Origin of the sequence: Flavobacterium sp. RSB2_4_14, assembly GCF_051547085.1 — a bacterium.
GTDB lineage: Bacteria > Bacteroidota > Bacteroidia > Flavobacteriales > Flavobacteriaceae > Flavobacterium.
The window spans coordinates 235021-252177 of the sequence record NZ_JBPTTL010000003.1; the positions used below are offsets into that span (position 1 = coordinate 235021).

Annotated in this window: 22 protein-coding genes; 13 read left to right on the forward strand and 9 right to left on the reverse strand. The window is 30.5% G+C overall.

Going from position 1 to position 17157, the window contains the following annotated elements; all coding sequences use genetic code 11:
- The first annotated feature begins 83 nt into the window (after nt 1-83).
- The 7 genes from ACSVH2_RS08760 to ACSVH2_RS08790 all read left to right on the forward strand — a co-directional run bounded on the left by ACSVH2_RS08760 (nt 84) and on the right by ACSVH2_RS08790 (nt 5493).
- Nucleotides 84-884, forward strand: coding sequence for an endonuclease/exonuclease/phosphatase family protein (locus ACSVH2_RS08760; protein ID WP_438092790.1), 801 nt, complete (start codon nt 84-86; stop codon nt 882-884).
- Between the two features lie 36 nt (nt 885-920).
- Nucleotides 921-1241 (forward strand): hypothetical protein, encoded by a 321-nt coding sequence (locus tag ACSVH2_RS08765; protein ID WP_438092791.1) that lies wholly within the window; start codon nt 921-923, stop codon nt 1239-1241.
- A gap of 48 nt (nt 1242-1289) precedes the next feature.
- On the forward strand, nt 1290-2444 hold the full coding sequence (locus ACSVH2_RS08770; RefSeq protein WP_438092792.1) for a hypothetical protein: 1155 nt from the start codon (nt 1290-1292) through the stop codon (nt 2442-2444).
- 355 nt (nt 2445-2799) lie between these two features.
- Nucleotides 2800-3300 carry a hypothetical protein gene (locus ACSVH2_RS08775; protein WP_438092793.1) on the forward strand — a complete coding sequence of 167 codons (501 nt, stop codon included), beginning with the start codon at nt 2800-2802 and terminating at the stop codon, nt 3298-3300.
- 138 nt (nt 3301-3438) lie between these two features.
- Entirely contained in the window at nt 3439-3864 is a 426-nt protein-coding gene (locus ACSVH2_RS08780) for a hypothetical protein (protein WP_438092794.1), read from the forward strand.
- A 110-nt stretch (nt 3865-3974) separates the two neighbouring features.
- Nucleotides 3975-4934, forward strand: a complete 960-nt coding sequence (locus ACSVH2_RS08785) for a hypothetical protein (protein WP_438092795.1) — start codon at nt 3975-3977, stop codon at nt 4932-4934.
- 334 nt (nt 4935-5268) lie between these two features.
- Complete coding sequence (locus ACSVH2_RS08790; RefSeq protein WP_438092796.1) at nt 5269-5493, forward strand: hypothetical protein; 225 nt, start codon at nt 5269-5271, stop codon at nt 5491-5493.
- On the opposite strand, the gene ACSVH2_RS08795 is transcribed toward ACSVH2_RS08790, so the two are convergent.
- Nucleotides 5494-6987, reverse strand: coding sequence for a Fic family protein (locus tag ACSVH2_RS08795; protein WP_438092797.1), 1494 nt, complete (start codon nt 6985-6987; stop codon nt 5494-5496). It abuts the gene before it with no gap.
- A 371-nt stretch (nt 6988-7358) separates the two neighbouring features.
- On the opposite strand from ACSVH2_RS08795, the gene ACSVH2_RS08800 reads away from it, so the two are divergent.
- Nucleotides 7359-8120, forward strand: coding sequence for a S1/P1 nuclease (locus ACSVH2_RS08800; protein WP_438092798.1), 762 nt, complete (start codon nt 7359-7361; stop codon nt 8118-8120).
- A 470-nt stretch (nt 8121-8590) separates the two neighbouring features.
- On the opposite strand, the gene ACSVH2_RS08805 is transcribed toward ACSVH2_RS08800, so the two are convergent.
- The 6 genes from ACSVH2_RS08805 to ACSVH2_RS08830 all read right to left on the reverse strand — a co-directional run bounded on the left by ACSVH2_RS08805 (nt 8591) and on the right by ACSVH2_RS08830 (nt 12173).
- Nucleotides 8591-8995 carry a 5-fold beta-flower protein gene (locus ACSVH2_RS08805; protein ID WP_438092799.1) on the reverse strand — a complete coding sequence of 135 codons (405 nt, stop codon included), beginning with the start codon at nt 8993-8995 and terminating at the stop codon, nt 8591-8593.
- 29 nt (nt 8996-9024) lie between these two features.
- Nucleotides 9025-10302: a DUF2130 domain-containing protein gene (locus ACSVH2_RS08810; RefSeq protein ID WP_438092800.1), complete on the reverse strand. Its 1278-nt coding sequence runs from the start codon at nt 10300-10302 to the stop codon at nt 9025-9027.
- Between the two features lie 149 nt (nt 10303-10451).
- Entirely contained in the window at nt 10452-10646 is a 195-nt protein-coding gene (locus ACSVH2_RS08815; protein WP_438092801.1) for a hypothetical protein, read from the reverse strand.
- Between the two features lie 2 nt (nt 10647-10648).
- A complete protein-coding gene (locus ACSVH2_RS08820) occupies nt 10649-11146 on the reverse strand; it encodes a hypothetical protein (RefSeq protein WP_438092802.1) in 498 nt (165 codons plus the stop codon).
- A gap of 9 nt (nt 11147-11155) precedes the next feature.
- Nucleotides 11156-11626 (reverse strand): hypothetical protein, encoded by a 471-nt coding sequence (locus tag ACSVH2_RS08825; RefSeq protein WP_438092803.1) that lies wholly within the window; start codon nt 11624-11626, stop codon nt 11156-11158.
- 4 nt (nt 11627-11630) lie between these two features.
- Nucleotides 11631-12173, reverse strand: a complete 543-nt coding sequence (locus tag ACSVH2_RS08830) for a hypothetical protein (protein WP_438092804.1) — start codon at nt 12171-12173, stop codon at nt 11631-11633.
- Nucleotides 12174-12277: 104 nt separating this feature from the next.
- Between ACSVH2_RS08830 and ACSVH2_RS08835 the strand changes: the two genes are divergently transcribed.
- Nucleotides 12278-13258 carry a helix-turn-helix transcriptional regulator gene (locus ACSVH2_RS08835; RefSeq protein ID WP_438092805.1) on the forward strand — a complete coding sequence of 327 codons (981 nt, stop codon included), beginning with the start codon at nt 12278-12280 and terminating at the stop codon, nt 13256-13258.
- Nucleotide 13259: 1 nt separating this feature from the next.
- On the forward strand, nt 13260-13688 hold the full coding sequence (locus ACSVH2_RS08840; RefSeq protein WP_438092806.1) for a hypothetical protein: 429 nt from the start codon (nt 13260-13262) through the stop codon (nt 13686-13688).
- Between the two features lie 88 nt (nt 13689-13776).
- Here ACSVH2_RS08840 and ACSVH2_RS08845 read toward each other — a convergent pair whose 3' ends face one another.
- Both ACSVH2_RS08845 and ACSVH2_RS08850 read right to left on the reverse strand, forming a co-directional pair.
- Nucleotides 13777-13926 (reverse strand): hypothetical protein, encoded by a 150-nt coding sequence (locus ACSVH2_RS08845; protein ID WP_438092807.1) that lies wholly within the window; start codon nt 13924-13926, stop codon nt 13777-13779.
- On the reverse strand, nt 13923-14168 hold the full coding sequence (locus tag ACSVH2_RS08850) for a helix-turn-helix domain-containing protein (protein WP_438092808.1): 246 nt from the start codon (nt 14166-14168) through the stop codon (nt 13923-13925). The genes ACSVH2_RS08845 and ACSVH2_RS08850 overlap by 4 nt, the downstream gene beginning before the upstream one ends.
- Nucleotides 14169-14482: 314 nt before the next feature.
- On the opposite strand from ACSVH2_RS08850, the gene ACSVH2_RS08855 reads away from it, so the two are divergent.
- The 3 genes from ACSVH2_RS08855 to ACSVH2_RS08865 all read left to right on the forward strand — a co-directional run bounded on the left by ACSVH2_RS08855 (nt 14483) and on the right by ACSVH2_RS08865 (nt 16585).
- Nucleotides 14483-14773, forward strand: coding sequence for a helix-turn-helix domain-containing protein (locus tag ACSVH2_RS08855; protein ID WP_438092809.1), 291 nt, complete (start codon nt 14483-14485; stop codon nt 14771-14773).
- 154 nt (nt 14774-14927) lie between these two features.
- Nucleotides 14928-15293 carry a helix-turn-helix domain-containing protein gene (locus tag ACSVH2_RS08860; RefSeq protein ID WP_438092810.1) on the forward strand — a complete coding sequence of 122 codons (366 nt, stop codon included), beginning with the start codon at nt 14928-14930 and terminating at the stop codon, nt 15291-15293.
- The gene (locus tag ACSVH2_RS08865; protein ID WP_438092811.1) at nt 15293-16585 is read left to right on the forward strand and encodes a type II toxin-antitoxin system HipA family toxin; all 1293 of its coding nucleotides are present in this window, start codon (nt 15293-15295) and stop codon (nt 16583-16585) included. The genes ACSVH2_RS08860 and ACSVH2_RS08865 overlap by 1 nt, the downstream gene beginning before the upstream one ends.
- The last annotated feature ends 572 nt before the right edge of the window (nt 16586-17157 follow it).

The following is a 17157-nucleotide window of genomic DNA, read 5'->3' on the forward strand; positions in this document are numbered from 1 at the left end:
ATGTAGTATTCAAATCTACTAATGATAAAAGAGCAAATAATCCCTAAAAGTTTAACAAATCCAAATAGGTTAGTGTAGTGCAAATGAAATTCAAACTATTTTTTTTACTCTTTCTATTAATCACATCTCTCCAAGCTCAGGTAAAAATCATTTCTTGGAATCTAGAAAATCTTGGGAAATCAAAATCAGACACTACCATCACCTTTATAGCTAACACTATCAAAGATTATGATGTGGTGGCCATTCAAGAAGTTGTAGCTGGTTATGGCGGAGCACAAGCTGTAGCCAAACTAGCTGATGAACTTAATAGAAAAGGAAGTAAATGGGATTATGTAGTTAGCGACCCAACAAGTAGTAGTGCCTATAAAACCGAGCGATACGCCTTCCTTTGGAAAACCAGTAAAGTAAAGAGAGTAGGCAAGGCGTGGTTAGAAAAAAAATACCATTTAGAAATAGATAGAGAACCCTATTACGCAACTTTTGAATATAACAATAAGCAATTCACACTTGCTAATTTTCACGCCATCACTAAATTACGCCAACCCGAAACGGAAATAAAATACTTTAAATTTTTACCAGAGCAATACCCGAATTTAAATTTAATCTTTTTAGGAGATTTTAATTGCCCACAATCACACACCGTATTTAATCCTTTAAAAAGTATGGGGTATTTACCTGTATTCGTAAAGCAAAAAACCTCACTCAAGAAGGAATGTAAAAATGGTAATTGTCTTGCTTCTGAGTATGATAATATTTGGTACAATCAAAAAGTTGCTAAAATTGATTGTGGCGTAATACATTTTTATAAAAACTTCAATACAATAATGGAAGCAAAGGTGATTTCAGATCATATCCCTATTTGGTTTGAGTTTTCATTGAATTGAAACAAGATTTTGAATAGAAATTAAATAATATAAATCATGGGAAATATAATAGCTACTAATTGCAAATCTTGTGGGTTTTCAAATAAGTTTAAATATGGTGGAGGAAGATTTAGTTATCAAACCGATTGTCCAGTTCCGGCAATTAATAAAGGAACTTTAGAATTTGAAAATATAAATTATTTAGAACACAAGAATTCAGATAAGTATCTTTTTTATACTGACGATATTTTAAAAGGAAATAATTATGATAATAACACAATTAATAATTTTGATTTAAAATTAAATACCGTTAATAATTATTGTCCAATTTGTAAAGAGAAAGCTCTATCATTTCAAGTAACTATGTTTTTTGATTAAGAAAATAATAAAACATATTAAAATATAGCAATTCAATAATTTTAATTTATGAATTCAGAACAACAAAAATTAATTCAGCAACTTCTACAAATGGGAGATGTCAACCTTTTTAACAGAAAAAAAGAAACTGTCGTTAAAGCCATAACAGAAATGGATATGGTGTCATTAGAACTTATTCTTGATGAGAATTTAACATATCAAGATGCTAGTAAAGAAATGTTTTTAAATAAGTTAAAAGAAATCTTTGATGAATTAAAAAAGAGCAACGACACTTTACAGTCTCATTCAGGAAAATGTGGTTCAAAAGAATGTTCAAATCACAATAAAAATGGAATGTTGTTTTGTGGTAGAAATTCAGGTAAACATTTTAATGTAATTATTGAAGAAGATGAGAATGAAAATGTTATGGATTTATACTACTGTAATGCTTTCAAATGCAATTTTGAGGATAAAGCAAATAAAAGCGGAAAGTCTTTAAATATAGAAATATATGAGGATGAAAAGGCAAATTTCCAGCCAAATTCATATTATATTAACATCAATACAACCTCTCTTAGAGCAATAACTTACCTAAACAATTTTAAGAACAAGACCATTTCGAAAAATGAATTATTGGCTTGGCTTCAAGAATACTTTGAATTTTATAGTTCTACGTCTATATTGAACATAAAGTATAAAAATGAAAATAAATTTCATCATTATTATTATAGAGCTGAAGTTCTAAAAAAATATTTAATCCTTGAAGAAGATTGTAAAAAAGCTATGCGATTATATGATACCCTTTTGGAAGATTATGAAATGAACATGCTTAAATGGCTTGCAGAACATGAAGGTTTAAAGAATGAAATGATTTTGTTTTATTCAGATTTTGCAGATGAAAAGACAGGTGAATTAAAACAAATTATCTTTAACCAAGAATTGAACATTTCCATAAATATAGATTACTTGAAAAATTGCATACGATTTCAAGATACTATTGATACGAATTACTATACTTTGTTTGATAAATTTAAAGTTGAAATTGAAACTAAAGAAGGAGTTCCACTTTCTGGTGAAGAAATTGAAAAACATATTTCCTTAAAGTATCATTTAGAGCAGAGAAACTTTTTTGTAAATAAAATTAATTACAAAAAAAAACTCGGGAAAAACAGTTTTTTATATGGTAATGAAGATTTTGGCAATTTAGAAAAAGGGGTAAGTTAACTCAGATTACAGAGTAATAATTATTCAATTTTAATTAGAAATAGTATATTATTATGAATTATTAAAAATCTAACCAAAAAATATAAATGCATAATTAAATTAGTTGAATACGTTTTCAGAACTGCATCACAAGATCATACAATTTAAACTAAATCAACCTATAATTTATTTACAACTATACTAAGAATTAAACTACTTAAATTTATCTATATTAAAAAAAACATTTACATTTATAAAATAAAATAATAGCTTCCTCAAATTAGCCAATTATATATGATATTATCAAAATTTTAAAGCATGTATTAATAAGTATTTAACAGATGTATTAATTTACAATTACTTAAAATAATTTATTATGTATTTTTTTTTATTTTACTCAATGCACCCAACACATCCAACATACTGTGAAGATGAAGTCCATTATCTAAGTAATCTTGAGGCAGAAAAACTTATCAAATCACCATATTATGTTAATAATTATTTTAAATATGAACGAGCAAATAGTTTAGTAGAACTTGTTTTTTTTGTAACTGAAAAAAATAGTTTTTATTTCTGTCCTATTGAAGATTTCTGGTTATCCTGTATTGATACATTTAATAAACTATGTAGTGATTTTGGATTTGAAACTATTCAAAAAGCATTTCCAAATGAAAATTTTGATAGACAATCACTAATAGAACTTGAAAGTAAATTTTATGATTATACTGATGAAATAGCAAAGGCATGGGATAAAGCAGATAAAATAGGTATTTACGATAGTGAAGATAAAAAATTTGATAGAATGTTAGATGAATTAGATAGAGCACTTGACAATGATGATGATGGAAATTGGAGAATATCAGATGATGTAGGATAAACAAAACTACTATCTTTATCTTAAAAGATGGTTAACATTAAAATCATTTCAACAGTAATAAAATAAAGAACAAGAAAACACACTATAAGCTATATTGTTTTTGAATATAAATATTATAAAACTTTAATAACTATCGATATGGTAAAACCTATAAAAATAAGTGCATTTGTTAAGTTTGAAAATGTATTAGATTTCGCAAGAGAATTGGATACCGTTGAAATCGTAGGGTATTATATGAAACCTTTTGAAGTACTTTCTAAAAGAAATATACCTTTATATGTTATTAGTTGGGAGGAAGTAACTACGATTTATATCTTAACCGTTTCTTCATCCGATTGGGTAAGAGAGAACTTGAATTGTAATATACACGATGAAAGAATAAATCTTTCAAAAGAATTTATGTGCAAGTTTGATTTAATAAGAGTAATTCCTGAGGGAGGAGTTAAACATTTGAATTCATACTTAAGAGTTACACTTAAACAAGTTCCTGAAAATGCTAAACCTTATTCTATTGAACAAGAAATGTATGGAGATGATTGGGAATCGCCATATAAAGGTGAATAATCAATTATGAATCTATTAGTGCTACTTTTCAGTTTATATATAGTCAATAATTAGCAAAATAATTTAACATAGTAAATGATAAACTATGCTCACTTAGAAAAGTTAATTTCATGAAAACTCTCATAACAATTATATCAATTATCATCTTGCTTTCTTGCAATAGTAAAGAACAACGTCAAGAAGATAAGCAATCTATAGACAATATAAAGACTAACGAAAGCATAAATCGTAAAAACGAAAAATTTATGCAAAATCTACGAGAGAAGAAAAAAATATTTTTAATATTTTGGGCTGACATGAGCTTTGATGACTATAATCGAGCAATGGAAATTTTAATTAAAAAAAACACTGTTAGAGCTGATTTAAATCAATATTCTCCTTATAAATTTGAAAATTCTATATACTTGTTTGAATCAGATTGGGAAATGCCTTTTGAACCTATTTTTACTAATAGTGGAAAACTTGTGAGTATCAGGCTAATGAGGGTTAATAAATCTGTTTATAATTTGTATAAGGAAAAATATAAATTACCCGAATTGACAAAGTATAATAGGATAGTAGAAGAAGCTATAGAAAATAACCCAGATTACAATCCAATATATTCGTATGAACGAGATGGTAAAAAAATTAATTTATCAGCTGCTTATTTTGATAATCATAATTCACTGCAAAAGGGTGAAATAATTAGAAATAAAAAAATATCATTTGATATGTCAACCAAGCTTAAATTTAGTCCGATTGTAGCAGAAACTGACAGTTCAGTTATAGTTTTTGAACAAAGTAAAATAAAATCGTACGTTATAAAGTATAGTTTGTCAGATAAGGAAGCTTTCAAAAAAAAATCGTTTCAAGAGGTTATGGAAGACAAGTATTATATTGGTTCTGTGGAAACAAGTAATTCTGTACTTAGAATAACGCAAACAATTATAGACTACGAAATAAGTATTACCTATAAATCTAAACCTCAATACGAATATGAGTTGGGTTTAAAAAATAAATCTTTAAAAGACTCAATAAAGAAAAGTCAACTCAGGGATGAAATGCGAAAGAGAACTTTGAATGAAATTTAAATAGATTAAGTGATCTGTTTTTAAACTAATTATAATTAAAAATGCCACCTCCGCAAAAAGTTCATAGAAAGCTTCACAAATGTCCTATTATAAGCTTGAAAAAGAATAAAAGGACTATCCAATAAAAATAGCCATTACCTCATTCATCTGCACATAAATCGCTACTAGTCCAAGTATTCCTAGCATTGTCACCCTGAGCGATGTCGAAGGGTTGTTTGCTTCATAGCCTGCCCTGAGCCTGCCGAAGGGTTAATAACTATTTTTAACAACCCTTTGCTCTTTTACACACCTTTATTCTTCTACATTTGTGATAGTAAGTTTTTAAACCACCAACATGAATAAATACATTACAGCAGTATTAATAACTGCAGCTTTTTTATCATCAAACAACAGCTTTGCCTGGAGTGAAAAAGGCCATGCACTAGTAGCACAAGTAGCTTTAAATTACCTAGATGCCAATACCAAAAAAATAGTAAACCAATACCCCGTTACCGAACAAATTCTTCGGGTGGAAAGAGTAAGTAAAGCCAACTTACATTTTATTTTCCCAAAACAATAATCATCTGGAAAATATTTCAGAATAAATGCTTTCTATAGCCTCAAATTCCGCATCAGTAATCTCCTCAAATTGTTTTTTTCTTCGATTGGGAAAAACCCCTTTATTTTGATGAAGGTACATAATAACATCACTTAATCTCTTATCAGGCATGTCTATCAATTGTTGGAGTTCCTTTTTTAGTTCATCATAGCGTTCCAGAAAAAAAAGCTCTTCAAATAAGTCTTGTTGTATGGTCGAGAATATAGTTTTAGCAAGGTATTCACTTTGCAATGTTAGGTCCGGATATCTAAAATAAGGGCTAACATCTTCTGTATTGTCAATATTCAATTCACCACTTCCCGAAATAGTAAAACGAACACGTTGCATCAATGGTTTCGAATAATCCTCAAGTACAGTGTCATACTCAGTTATATTTTGTAGCATGTGAGCCGAAACTGGTATGATAAGACCTTGCTCTGCCAAACCGTCTCGGGTGAGCATGTCATGAATCAAAAAACGGTGGATGCGTCCGTTTCCATCTAAAAAAGGATGTATAAAAACAAACCCAAAGGCAATTATTGCAGCACGAGCAACTTCTGGAGTTCCTAATGTTTTTTCTTCTGTGGCGGTAAGTCCTGTCATCATAGAATCAACCATAGATGGCGGTGGACATACATAATGATAAATTTCTTCACCTCGATAATTTTTCTGTCCAATGTAATTTTGGAAATTACGAAAACCAGGTTGAGCATAGCGAGGATCTACAATAGCATTTTGCAGAATGGTTAAATGCTGTTCAGCCATTACTTCCGAAAAAGGCTGTTTCCCTGCTTGATAAAGTATAGTAATAAAGCGATCTACACGGTCAGGCGAAGGTTTTTCACTTTCAATTTCGTAAGATGATCGGGTTTCCTTTCGGTATAAATATTGGCTGGCACGTTGAAATATTTCAGGTGAATAGTCATTTTTAAGCCCTTCTATTTCACTCCTAATATCTTTGGCAAGTAACACTTTTAAGGCTTGTGTTTTTCGAATTATAGGGCAAAAAGCCGGAACACCTAATAAATTGTCATTAATACGCCAGCGGGCATTTTTTATGATTTTGCCTGTAAGATACCGCTCTGTGTCAAGTAAGTCGGTATAATTACCACTTACTTCATGTGTAATGTTTAATTTTCTATTAGTTAACCATTCATACAAATAACCTATTCTTCTTGAATAACGTCCGCTTGGGCTTTCGTAAATATAATTTAGAAGTTCCTGTTCTTCCAATTTACGGAATACTGCCGCTAAGAGATCAAGATTTAAATCATCATATTTCAACATGAATTCGATATGACCTATTGCTGTATGTGTTTTAGGAGCATACTTGGGTCCATAGGTTTGTTCGATACTGCCGTCATGAGCAAGTTCGATTTTATCCCTTGTACCGATATAGGATCGATGGGTTATTCGATAATTACCAAGTTCAAAATGTGCTGCCAACCAAAGACTTCCTGCTTTTTGTAATGCCATTAGATGCGGTAAAAAAGATATTGAAGCAGTAAATGTAATAAAAAATAACAATATTTATGTAAAACAATTATTTAAATAAATATATTTCAAAAGATTGCAGTAAAAAGGATATACTTTTGGTAAAATATATATTTTAAAAACATAGAGCAGTAAAACGAATAAACTATTATTACATCAACATTTCTTTTCATTAACTTTTAGCCAGACGTTTTTCATTTCAGTTGCCACTCCTTGCCAACGCCCTAAAAAAAATGAGCCTACCCTGATCGCAATTGGAGGGTGAAGGGTTAATAACAATTTTAACACCCTTATACCAATTTACACATATTTATTCTTCTACATTTGTGATAGTAAGTTTTTAAACCACCAACATGAAAAAATACATTACAGCAGTATTAATAACTACAGCTTTTTTAGCACCAAACAACAGCTTCGCTTGGAGTGAAAAAGGCCATGCATTGGTAGCACAAGTCGCTTTAAATTACCTTGATGCCAATACCAAAAAAATAGTAAACCAATACCTTGATGGAATGACTTTTGAGGAAGCTGCCAATTGGATGGATGATATCAAAAGCGATAAAAAGTACGACTACATGAGAAAACTACATTACATCAATGCCGATAGAGGGCAGAGTATTGTACCAAATAACGAGGAAAACATTATAGGCGCAATAACAAAAACAATCGAGGAACTAAAAAACTACAAAACCCTTTCAAAAGAAGACGTAAAAATCAAAATATGCATCATCTTCCACTTAATAGGAGATTTACACCAACCGCTACACGTCGGCTACGGAGAGGATAGGGGAGGCAACAATTTCCAAATCAACTTCTATGGCAAAGGAACAAACCTACACTCCTTTTACGACAGCGGCATTATCGAATACAAAGGATTAACCCTCTCCGAATGCCTAAAAGCAAAAAAATACACCAAAGAAGAACTTTCCGAAGTAGAAAAAATTGATGTGGTTAACTGGGCAAACCAATCACGTTCTTATCTAAAAACCATCTACAACACGGGCAACCGCAAAATCGATGACACCTACATCAACAACAACTATCCTATAATCCAAGAACAAATCTTAAAAGCCGGCATAAGATTATCTAGTGTATTAGAAGAAATTTTCAAATAATAAATTTAATGATTTTACAGAAAACGAATTAAAAGAATAGCATAATAAAATTATTTCACTTTGCTAAAACAAGTCTTAATTAATCGTAGTAACCTTTCATCATTTTTAACCTTTTTTTTCAATCTTTTAGGTAAAGCTTTAGAATTTTCAAAGTCCTTTTTGATCATTAAATATAATTTGTAATACTCTTCAATCGAAAGAGCTTTAGCAACAATAAATACAGTTTCAGAGGTTATTCACAAATGATATTATGATGGAAATTTACAATATAATCGCCACTCCTTCACAACGCTCAAAAAAAATACTATCACAGTTTTTGTCCCAACGTGCATATAACACTTTGTTCGATGGTTTTGAACGCTTTTCTTTAATAGAAATAATAAGTAAGCCATCAAATAAAGAGTTAACCAACATCATAGTAATCAAACTCTAAATACGATAGCTATTTTAAATTGCTTTAATAATTAATCCTACTTAAAAAAGAAAAACGAAACTGCCGTCCAATACATATCAACTCCTTTGGCATAACCAATGGTGGAGTGATTTTTGTCTTGAACGGTTCCATCAGATTTGATATAACCAATGGTCGAGTGATTTTTATCTTGTACCGTTCCATCTTTTTTGATATAGCCAATAGTTGAATGGTTTTTGTCTTGAACGGTTCCATCGGATTTTGTATAGCCAATAGTACTGTGATTCTTGTTTTGAATAGTCCCATCACTCTTGATGTAACCAGCTGTTGAATGATTTTTTTCTTGTATTGTGCCATCCGGTTTTATGTAGCTAGTGGTGCTGTGGTTTTTGGATTGGATGGTTTGGGAATAGGCAAAACCATAGTTAATAAACATAATTATTAGGAACATCAACTTTTTCATAATTTTATATTTTCATCTATTGTTTCAAACTATTCTGGCTCATTTGAAAGCTCATCAAACTTAGCTTTCATGGTTGGATTATTGTGTGTCAATTTTTTTATAGTTAAATCTTCTGTTTTTTCATTTGCTAAGCGAAGGTTATTTTCAGAGGATAATAAAGCTGCTTTAGTCTTTTCTAATTCTTTAATCGTTTTATCAATTCCATCAATGGCTTCATGAAATTTGCGACTGGCTAAATCATAATTTCTGGCAAATCCTTCTTTGAACTTATTCATTTTTTCTTCAAAGTTGGTGATGTCAATATTTTGACTTCTAACCATTGCAAGCTCTGATTTGTATTTAAGAGAACTCATAGCTGCATTGCGCAACAGTGTAATAATTGGAATAAAAAACTGAGGACGAACCACATACATTTTAGGATATTTATAGGACACATCTACAATTCCTGAATTGTATAATTCGTTTTCTGATTCAAGCATGGAAACTAAAATAGCGAATTCGCATTTTTTTTCTGTTCGATCTTTGTCTAATTCTTTAAAAAAATCTTCGTTACGCTTTTTTGTTACTGTAGCATCAGACTCATTTTTCATTTCAAACATGATAGAGATAATCTCATTACCATGATCATCGGTTTCTTTATAAATATAATCTCCTTTACTTCCTGTTTTAGCATCGTTATCCTTTTCAAAATAAGCTTTTGGAAACGCCGTAGCACGTAATTTATTAAATTCATGTTCACAGTGTAACTCTAAAGTTTCTCCAATCATTTTAGTGGAGAGTTTTGCTTTCAAGTCTTTCACCCGAGCAATTTCTTCATCTTTGTATTTAATGATTTCTTCCTTATTTTGTAATTCAGTTGTAAACTTTTGTCTTAAGGAGCTTACTTCATTTTGTTTTTCGAGTTCTTTAGTCTTTACTTCATTAGCAAAAGCATCTCGTTCTTTTTCTATTTTCTGAATTGCCTCAGTAACCGATAATTTTTTCTTTAGTTCAGCGTTGTCCAACTCAGCTTTCATTTTGGCTAATTCAGCTTCTTTATGAGATAGTTTTTCAGTTAGCTCTTTTTCAATTTTAGCTTTTAACTCAACGAGTTGTTTGTCTTTAAGAGCAATTTCTTCTTGTAGTTTATTTTTAAGATTGGCTTCTGCTAGTTTTACAGCATTTTCCTTTTCCTTCTCTGCAAGTGAAAGACGATTTTCTAGCTCTTCTTGAAACTGATGGTCTCTAACTTGTTTTACTATATCAGCAAAACCTGCTTCATCTACTTTAAATGCTTTTTTACAGTTGGGACAAATTATCTCATTCATAAAAATTAATTTTTATTTGTTGGAATGCTAATATAAGAAATTCTTATCAAAACCTAACCAAATCTCCTTTTGAACTAAAAGCACAAATCTCAACTGGTTGTTGGGTTAATTTTAGCTCTAAATCAGTGTAAATGGATTTGTCTAGTCAGTTATTTTTTAAAGGCCCAAATGGCCACTCCAAAAGGCAAACCACTCATCAATGCGGTTACAAGTATGTTGTTCCATTCTGCATATCTAAAATACGATTCAGCAATGATGCTGTATAAATGGATAATTCCGATTAGAAATAAAGCTATAATTATCCCAATTATGTAGTGTTTAAGTATTGTAAATACTACTTTCATTTCTATATCTGATTAAGTCTATTGAAAAGAGAACTGTTTTTAAATCGCTCAAAAATGAAGTTAAGAATTAACCTTTTTTCGAGCGGTTTTGTCAGATGGAAAACTAATCTACCATGTAACAACTTGTTTGGGAATTGAAAAAATTCAAACTCAACATTGGAAACGATTTTTTCATCATAATGGACAAATTCAATAATTCTATTATTGCCCAAAAAATGAACTATAGGTAATTTTTCAAATTTATCGTTCACCAATAATAAAGAGACTTGATTTATTAAATTAGAAGCTTTGAGTTTTATAGGATAAATACAGTTTATTAGTTGATGGTTTATAATGATGTCGCCAACTTGATGTGAATTACTTTTAGTCAACGCAATGATTTCAATAGGCAAGTTTTTTCTATCAAGTCTCGAGATTATAAAATAGCCCTTCTCGTCAGCCCAAATAGTGTTGTTACTTTTAATCATAACAACATCTCCAATAGCAGGTAGTTTTTGCATGTTTTTATATTAATTTAAATCATTACCAAATGAAACTAATAAGGGTTTCTTATTATTGAGTTGTACCCTAAAAAAATTGAAATAATAACCAGGAGCTAGCTTTTCAATAATATCAATTTCTTTAGTGTTTTTCGGCAAAGCAGGAAACAATAAAGTATATCTTAAAACTTGACCAGCACATTTTAAAAAGTGTTTGCTTGGAGCATAGGGAATATTAATGGCTTTTATCAATTTATATTTCACATCTGACCCCACAGGTCTTATGAAAGAATTACGTTCGATTTGAACCCAACTACCATTTCCAAATTTCTGTGTTGCTACATAAACAAAATCGATACGGGTTATTTCATCATCAAAACTAATCGATTCTAACCCGACATTTTCTTCTGGCGAATGCTCTGAAACGAGATTTTTGAAAACATAGGTATCTATGTCGATTAATGTTACTTCTTTTGTTTTTTCGTCAATTTTAATTTCCATATTGTTAAGTTTTATAAATTAATAGGTTTTGATAATCATCATGGAATACAATTAGCTGTTCTTTTGTATTATTAATAATTGAAACTTTTACTTGTTGATACACGATTTTATTTTGCATATCAAATGAAAAAAGATCTATCGTTCTATTGAGTTCTTCTAAAAATTCTTGACAATTCATTTCAGATTTTAAATTATATTGAACAAAATAGAAGAGTGTATGATTTTTACATTTCATACTATTATGTGAACTAGAAAAACCGGACAGATTTGTCATATCATTTTCTTTTGATTTATTCTTTTGATTGAAAATATTATGAACGTGAAAATTTATCAAGTCTGCTTTTTTATATGTTTCTATTTCAAAAAAACCTGTACAATTTTCTTCTTTGTCTGAATTACTCTTAATTTCAGATATTACAGTATCTTCAAAACTTATTTTCCCATTAGGAATAATGGTATAAATATGATTAAATCCATCAAAAGGTTTTTCAGGAATAAGTGTCAATAGCCCTTCAGCAAAATATTTTTTAAATATCGAACTTCGCATTTTTAATTTGATTTTAGTTAAGATTATAGAGCAAAGCTAATTGGTCATTCCGTATTATATGTAAGGAGTGATTTTTTTTTACTATTTTTATAAAAAAAATAATAATGTCAATTCCAAATTCAGCAATCAGGAGATATAAAGTAATTGATTTACTTTTAAGAAACACATGGAAACCTTATCCAACTATGAGAGATATTCAAGAAGCTTGTGATGATAAATTATCTTTTTTTCCTTCAGTCCATACTATTGAAAAAGACATCAGGAATATGAAGTCGTCCGAGCCAGTTGGTTTTGATGCTCCCATTAAATATTGTAGAAAAAACATGGGTTATTACTATACCGATCCAAACTTTTCTATTAACACTATTAGATTAACAGAGCATGATATTGATAGTATAAAAGAATCGATTGAACTATTGCAAAATATTGGAGGTTCAAGAGTAAGTATAAGGTTTAAACAAGCCATAGACAAAATATTAACGACTTATAAAGAAGAATTTCCCGAGAGTGATACCAATCGTAAACTAATACAAACCGACTACGTTAATGGCTCCAGAGGTTTTAAAAATTTTGACATATTGTTTTCAGCATGTAAAAACAAAACTCCCATATCATTTGTACATTACTCATTCCAGAAAAGGGAATACAAATCAGTAATCGTTCATCCTATTTTACTAAAGGAATTTGACAACCGCTGGTATCTTATTGGATTTTCTGAGCATCACAATACATTAAGAACTTTTGGTTTTGATAGGATTTATGAACCCATTCCTTTGAAACGAAAATATGTTGCTGTTATTCAAACTGATGTTGATTTGTATTGCAATGATATTTATGGAGTATATCCATATGAAAATCAACCAAAACAGAAAGTCATTTTCAAAACCACACCATTAATCACTAATTATTTTGAATCCTATCCCATACATGAAACCCAACAGTCAGATAAAAATCAATATGGCTTTTGTAAATTTACAATTGAAGTAGTACCAACTTTTGAACTAGTTAGACTGCTTCGTTCATATGGTGAAGAAATTAAAGTTATTTCCCCCGATTGGATTAAAAGTGAAGTAAAAAATAAATGATATGAAGACACCAAAAAAGAACTATTTATTTCACCCAGAAGTGAGAAAAAAACATGATGGAAATCCAGATTTACTAAGAATTCATTTGACACCTGAATATACAAAAGTTGATTTTGGTTATGTTGCTAAAGATATATATATCAATGGTGGTTGGATAAGAATTGCTCCAGAAACATTCATTGAAAATAAAATTACCAAGCAACGATATACTCTTGTTAATGCCGAAAATATTCCATTAGCTCCAATTCATCACTACTTTGAAACCAAAAAGGATTGGAGATATTTCTCCTTGATTTTTCCTCCAATTCCTCAAAATGACTGTGTGTTAAATATAATTGAAGTTGAAAATGGTACACCAAATGATTTTAACTATTATAACATTAAATTAAAAATGGTTGATGCCATAGAGGAAATTTCTACATTGTACTAAAATATTAATTTAAAATAAATTTATTTATTCTTGTTGAAATAAGGATTAACTCTTCAAAAAAGGGGAATAACCGTTTTTCGGTATAAGTTTATCTACTAACTGGCATTATCAAAGTGATACTTTCTTTTGGGTGTTCCATCACATATTTTTCATTTTGTTCAAAGGTGTAGTCTCCCTCGTTCGTTTCTGTTAGGATGCCCGTTAGAAATTTTTTGTAATATATACCTCCGTTTCTCATTTATCTAAGTTTTCATTTTTAAATAATTCCCTAGAATTCATCGGTGCTAATGAATGCCCAAACATTTTGAGTACTTGGTTTACTTTTTCAAGATTTAGGTTTTCTTTGCCTTTCTCTATTTTTCGAATGACTGTGAGTGCCACACCTGAAGGTTCCGCAAATGCTTCTTGGGTCAGTTTTACTTCCCTTCTCCTCTCTCTAACAAAATCGGCTAATTTCTTCGATGTTAAATGCTTTTGCATTGATTTTAAACAAAAAAATGAATTATATGTAAAAGCATATAATCATGCTTAATATAATTAATGTATATGCAAAAGCATATAGTTTATTGTTTAGTTTTTCGCTCTTTAGTTAATTAAATATTGTAAGTATAATTTCTTATAACAATAAGCAGAACAAAAAACTAGTTTAGTTTCTAGATAAAGTTAATAATAAAATTGGATATGCAAATATTCTCTATATGTTTGATATTTCTATATTATAATTCAAATAATAATGTTTGTTATATGAAACATAATAACTACTATTGTTCAGAATAACAAACATTTATTGCAAAATGGCAACTAAAAAACAAATCATATTTCCAAAATACAATAAGGTTTTGGATCAAATGGGAGAAAACATAAAGTTAGCTCGAAAAAGACGAAAACTAACCATGATACAAGTGTCAGAAAGAGCAGATATTTCACGCTCAACTTTACATTTAATCGAATCTGGAAAACCTAGTGTTGCTATGGGTGCCTATTTCAATGTGTTCAGAGTGTTAGGGCTTCAAGACGATTTCTTAAAACTTGGTACAGATGACATACTTGGCAGAAAACTACAAGATATTGAACTATTGAAATAGTTTAAATTTTCCCACAGTAACGGCGATTATCGCCGCAATAATGTCTTTTAGTAAATAATAAAAAGATAAAAATGACAAAAAAATCATTTTTATCTTTTTATTTCATACTTTTGTTGGAAATAATCAGCATTAAATACAAATAAAACAGTTTGTGATGGATATTTCAAGCAATAATTGGTTAGCGATGAGTGATGGGGCTTTAGTAGAAACTATTGGAGCTTTTGTAAAACACCATCGTTTAGTACAAAACAAAACCCAACAGCAACTCGCTATAGAAGCTGGTATTAACCGCTCTACCGTAACCCAAATAGAAAAAGGAGAGAAAATAACACTGCAATCACTACTACAAGTGCTTCGTGTGTTGGACTTACTCTATATCATGGACGTATTCAAAGTACAAGAACAGCTAAGCCCATTACAGTTGGCAAAATTGGATCAAAACAAAAGACAAAGAGCCAGAAACAACCTGCCTACAGTTAGGAAGGAAAACAATAGTAACGACAACAAATCCGACTGGTAATGATTACAACGGCCTATATAAATCTTTGGAGCGAACGAGTAGGTGCAGTGGCATGGGATTCAAATACCCAAACGGCCAGTTTTGAGTATGACCCAAAATTTATAGCAAACAATTGGGATGTAGCACCTTTAAAAATGCCACTAAACCAAGCAAACCAAATTTTTTCTTTCCCAAATTTAGTTAGAAATACCACCTTCAAAGGATTACCAGGATTGCTCGCAGATGTATTGCCCGATAAATATGGAAATCAATTAATCAACGCTTGGTTAGCACAAAACGGTCGTCCAGAAAACAGTTTAAATCCAGTCGAGTTACTGTGTTTCATTGGCACACGAGGTATGGGTGCTTTAGAGTTTGAACCTGTCAATTTCAAATCCAACCAAACAGCTTTCACCATTGAAATGGACAACTTGGTCAAAATAACCCAAGAAGTGGTCAACAACCGTCAAGAGTTTGAAACCAATCTAAATGACGATGAACAAAAAGCATTATTGGATATTCTAAAAATAGGAACATCAGCGGGTGGTGCCAGACCAAAAGCCATTATCGCCTACAATGAAAAAACGGGAATGATCAAATCTGGACAAGCCAAAGCACCCAAAGGATTTAATCATTGGTTGATAAAACTAGACGGCGTAAGCGATAGTCAATTTGGAGCTTCAACAGGATATGGACGTGTGGAAATGGCTTATTATCTGATGGCAAAAGCCTGTGAAATTGACATGACCGAATCTCGATTATTAGAAGAAAACGGCAGAGCACACTTTATGACACAACGTTTTGATAGGGAAGATGGCGATATCAAACACCATATTCAAACCTTTTACGCCATACAACACTTTGATTTTAATAATGTAAATAGCTATAGCTATGAACAGCTATTCCAAACCATGAGATTGTTGAGACTTCCTTATCCTCAAGCCGAACAAATGTTTCGCAGAATGGTCTTTAACGTAATGGCCCGCAACTGTGATGATCATACCAAAAACTTTGCCTTCCGACTAAGAAAAGACCAAGACTGGGAATTAACACCAGCCTACGATATCTGTCACGCCTACAGACCCGGTAGCGAATGGGTAAGTCAGCATGCTTTAAGTATTAACGGTAAAAGAAATGCAATCACTAAAGAGGATATAGTGACCATTGCCAAATCGATGAACATAAAAAAAGCAACAGAAATCATCCAACAAACGAGCGAGGTAATAAAAAATTGGTCCGATTTTGCTGAAGAAATCAAAGTTGAATCTAAATTGAAAGAAGCAATAAAAACTACATTAATCACTTTTGAGTAGTAAAAGAAAAATTCAGCATTTTTTATACTTCCTAAAAGCTAAAAAAAGGATAAGCATTATTTCTTCTATTTTAAAAGACAATAGTTATTAGATAAAATAATTTTTATTAAAAATAATCAATAAAAAAACAAACAACCTATTATTAATTTTCGTATGTTTACATTGCTAAAATCGAAGTAGTCAAAATTAGTTACCCTATTCGTGTACCTATTAAAAAATGACCTTTGCGAAGCCTTGAAAACACTGATAAAAATATAAGAGTTGCGGAGCCTCTTTCTCCGCTAAATTAATTTCAATTCTCAACAAAACCTCGAAAATCTTAAGAATTTCGGGGTTTTTTGTTTTCTAAAACTTCAAAAGAATACAATCTTTATCAAATTTCAAGGTGCAAAATCGAGACCCTAAAAAACAGTAAAATCTGGGTCTCGCAAAATGGTTAGTAAAACTGGAAAAGCTTTTATTCATTAGGGTTTACAACCCCACAGTGTATAATAACCATTTAATGAACATCTTGTTTTGAGATAAACCTTAACTTATTGTTCAATTTAAAGGTTACCAAAATGAATGTAAAA

Coding starts and splice junctions, on each gene's coding strand:
- ACSVH2_RS08760 (WP_438092790.1), top strand. CDS start 84: ATGAAATTCAAACTATTTTTTTTACTCTTTCTATTAATCACATCTCTC.
- ACSVH2_RS08765 (WP_438092791.1), top strand. CDS start 921: ATGGGAAATATAATAGCTACTAATTGCAAATCTTGTGGGTTTTCAAAT.
- ACSVH2_RS08770 (WP_438092792.1), top strand. CDS start 1,290: ATGAATTCAGAACAACAAAAATTAATTCAGCAACTTCTACAAATGGGA.
- ACSVH2_RS08775 (WP_438092793.1), top strand. CDS start 2,800: ATGTATTTTTTTTTATTTTACTCAATGCACCCAACACATCCAACATAC.
- ACSVH2_RS08780 (WP_438092794.1), top strand. CDS start 3,439: ATGGTAAAACCTATAAAAATAAGTGCATTTGTTAAGTTTGAAAATGTA.
- ACSVH2_RS08785 (WP_438092795.1), top strand. CDS start 3,975: ATGAAAACTCTCATAACAATTATATCAATTATCATCTTGCTTTCTTGC.
- ACSVH2_RS08790 (WP_438092796.1), top strand. CDS start 5,269: ATGAATAAATACATTACAGCAGTATTAATAACTGCAGCTTTTTTATCA.
- ACSVH2_RS08795 (WP_438092797.1), bottom strand. CDS start 6,987: ATGGCATTACAAAAAGCAGGAAGTCTTTGGTTGGCAGCACATTTTGAA.
- ACSVH2_RS08800 (WP_438092798.1), top strand. CDS start 7,359: ATGAAAAAATACATTACAGCAGTATTAATAACTACAGCTTTTTTAGCA.
- ACSVH2_RS08805 (WP_438092799.1), bottom strand. CDS start 8,995: ATGAAAAAGTTGATGTTCCTAATAATTATGTTTATTAACTATGGTTTT.
- ACSVH2_RS08810 (WP_438092800.1), bottom strand. CDS start 10,302: ATGAATGAGATAATTTGTCCCAACTGTAAAAAAGCATTTAAAGTAGAT.
- ACSVH2_RS08815 (WP_438092801.1), bottom strand. CDS start 10,646: ATGAAAGTAGTATTTACAATACTTAAACACTACATAATTGGGATAATT.
- ACSVH2_RS08820 (WP_438092802.1), bottom strand. CDS start 11,146: ATGCAAAAACTACCTGCTATTGGAGATGTTGTTATGATTAAAAGTAAC.
- ACSVH2_RS08825 (WP_438092803.1), bottom strand. CDS start 11,626: ATGGAAATTAAAATTGACGAAAAAACAAAAGAAGTAACATTAATCGAC.
- ACSVH2_RS08830 (WP_438092804.1), bottom strand. CDS start 12,173: ATGCGAAGTTCGATATTTAAAAAATATTTTGCTGAAGGGCTATTGACA.
- ACSVH2_RS08835 (WP_438092805.1), top strand. CDS start 12,278: ATGTCAATTCCAAATTCAGCAATCAGGAGATATAAAGTAATTGATTTA.
- ACSVH2_RS08840 (WP_438092806.1), top strand. CDS start 13,260: ATGAAGACACCAAAAAAGAACTATTTATTTCACCCAGAAGTGAGAAAA.
- ACSVH2_RS08845 (WP_438092807.1), bottom strand. CDS start 13,926: ATGAGAAACGGAGGTATATATTACAAAAAATTTCTAACGGGCATCCTA.
- ACSVH2_RS08850 (WP_438092808.1), bottom strand. CDS start 14,168: ATGCAAAAGCATTTAACATCGAAGAAATTAGCCGATTTTGTTAGAGAG.
- ACSVH2_RS08855 (WP_438092809.1), top strand. CDS start 14,483: ATGGCAACTAAAAAACAAATCATATTTCCAAAATACAATAAGGTTTTG.
- ACSVH2_RS08860 (WP_438092810.1), top strand. CDS start 14,928: ATGGATATTTCAAGCAATAATTGGTTAGCGATGAGTGATGGGGCTTTA.
- ACSVH2_RS08865 (WP_438092811.1), top strand. CDS start 15,293: ATGATTACAACGGCCTATATAAATCTTTGGAGCGAACGAGTAGGTGCA.